Below are 1,267 nucleotides of genomic sequence, written 5' to 3'. Positions count from 1 at the left end.
ATTTTGTGATATGATACTGTTTTATAATCAATTCCTTTGATAATGTCTATTTGTTTTAACGAATAAGAAACACATAACCGCAGGATATCTATCTCATCATGGGTAAGTGGTTCTTGAGTGGAATACACATTTTGTGTATGAAGATTCGAAACCAGGAAATGCGTTAAATCAGATAATGTAATATTCTTATTGATCCTGATGAAATTGTTGCTCAAAAGGGTGTTTACAGGTTCTGTATTTGGTTTGAGATTTCGATGTTGGTGCTCATCAATAACAACGAACGAATGTCCAAGATCAACCAACGCAACCAAATCGCTGTAATATTCCTTTTGGGATGCTAATAATGCATTAGTGCCTACAGTGAAGTAGACATCACTGGAAAAGACTTGCATATGCCAACCTGCACTCTAAAATCATTTAGGGTAAATATTACGTGTAAAATTTAAAATAATGGTAATTGTTATATTTGCATATCAATGAGGGAATAGGGTGTATACCTTAAATTGCAAATAAAGTTATGTATGTAGGCATTTAAAATGGTTCTCGAAAATTATAATCTTTTTATTGTGTGTCATCATAATTTGGTCATGAAATTTCCGTCTTGTTACACTACTCTAAACTAGAGCTTATGGAATTAGCGGGTGGTATTCATGGGAAATAATGATAAATTCTTATCACAAGACTTATTGGAATCTTATGCCATTCGTTTATTGAGCGGACCATTGAATGGATGCGAGTATGAAATACTTAATGGGCGTGTACTCGTTATCGTTGGTAATGATGTTTCGTTAGGAAGAAGTGATTCTTTTTCTGAGTTACCAGAGAATACGATAGTCATTCCTTATGGAGAGCTTACAGGCAGTTTTGAGGTAATAATCACTACCGACCCTGATCTGGTTGTAACAATCAGAGAATTAACAGCACAAGAACCTGAAGATAGAACGTTAACATTGAATCAGCAAATAGAAGTTTTAGGCCTCAAATTTGCTGTAAAAGGAAAAAATGAAGTTTGGCAGTATTCAATACCAGGTATTGTTGAAAATAACATTACTTCAACAAGACAACATTTCTTAAGTAGTACGCTGTTTAAATATGTAACGCTATTTTTTCTTTTTGCTATCATTTTTATAGCTTTTTATATTGTTAATGCCAGTAATGATCCGCAGCTGAGACATATCGATAAAATTCTTGTAAACAAAAATAGAAATTATGAAATTTTATATGGTAGGGATCATGGCATCTATATCAATACCAATAGTTTGGATGA

Annotated in this window: 2 protein-coding genes; one reads left to right on the top strand and one right to left on the bottom strand. The window is 33.0% G+C overall.

The annotated features are described in order from the left end of the window. The coding region (locus HEN33_RS25015; protein WP_183083515.1) for a LuxR family transcriptional regulator at nt 1-392 on the bottom strand (392 nt) is incomplete at its 3' end. Nucleotides 393-650: 258 nt separating this feature from the next. Here HEN33_RS25015 and HEN33_RS25010 point away from each other — a divergent pair. After that, on the top strand, nt 651-1,267 hold a 617-nt coding region (locus HEN33_RS25010; RefSeq protein WP_274601018.1), incomplete at its 3' end, for a PrgH/EprH family type III secretion apparatus protein.

Source organism: Escherichia sp. 94.0001, from assembly GCF_013369155.2.
Classification (GTDB): domain Bacteria; phylum Pseudomonadota; class Gammaproteobacteria; order Enterobacterales; family Enterobacteriaceae; genus Escherichia; species Escherichia coli_F.
Note: the sequence above shows the minus strand (reverse complement) of the source record. Positions and strands in the feature narration are given on the sequence as shown.